General features: G+C 38.7%; 2 protein-coding genes. One reads left to right on the top strand and one right to left on the bottom strand.

Annotated elements, in window-relative coordinates:
* Positions 1-275, top strand: a 275-nt coding sequence (locus JK213_RS15795) for a hypothetical protein (RefSeq protein WP_211571906.1), incomplete at its 5' end; no start/stop codon positions are given.
* Between the two features lie 244 nt (positions 276-519).
* On the opposite strand, the gene JK213_RS15790 is transcribed toward JK213_RS15795, so the two are convergent.
* Positions 520-780 (bottom strand): hypothetical protein (locus JK213_RS15790; RefSeq protein WP_211571905.1); only part of this gene is annotated, 261 nt, incomplete at its 5' end.

The following is a 780-nucleotide window of genomic DNA, read 5'->3' as shown; positions in this document are numbered from 1 at the left end:
AAGCTACCCCAAAAACCGTCAATCAAATCGCCAAAAGCCTGAAATCAGAACCAAGGCACATCAACCAACGGTTCTTCGATCCCTCCATCTGCGATATAGGCCGGGCACATTTTACGCCGTGTCTTGTTACCAAGACCTTCCAGATACGGGACGAGCCATTGCTCAAGATCCGCTTGCCAGTCTTCTTCCCATACCAGCCTCCGTCAAAGCTGGATCCCCATGAATTATGCAATCAGCCCCATAGGAATCCTAAAATCATACTTCTGCAAAAGTAGTATTAGGAACCAACTGAATGAGATGAGAAATTGTAATCTTTAGAGCTGTCATGATTTGTAATTATTTGTCGTGCTTGTAAGTCGTTGTAATTAAATTGATATATATCATATAGGTTATAGATATTCTCTATGACCGTCAACGTTTCTTGATGTTGTCGGTGATTATATAGGTCATCTGCGAGAGTAAGAAGAGCATCTAGTTCTGTAGACATGTTATGAAACTCTCACTGTGTCAAAACGTCTTCTAACGAAACGTTGAGAAATTTTTTGCCATATAGTGCGTTAAATTATCGTCAATGCAAGGTTCTTTAAGTTGGATAAGGCTTCTTTTTGTCACTTGTAAATGTTTGAAATAAATAAAAAATTTGACTGAAACCATTGCAAAAAAATTATTTTCTGCTCGCTTCAATACAGAATTAGAAATTAAGGATTTGAAGAGTTCGAAAAACCCCTTGGTTTTGAAAGCAGCTCTGTGATTCCATTCGTCTGGTTCTGACTGAGGGAA

It is taken from the genome of Gluconobacter sp. Dm-44 (genome assembly GCF_018256175.1).
Taxonomy (GTDB): Bacteria; Pseudomonadota; Alphaproteobacteria; order Acetobacterales; family Acetobacteraceae; genus Gluconobacter; species Gluconobacter cadivus.
Note: the sequence above shows the minus strand (reverse complement) of the source record. Positions and strands in the feature narration are given on the sequence as shown.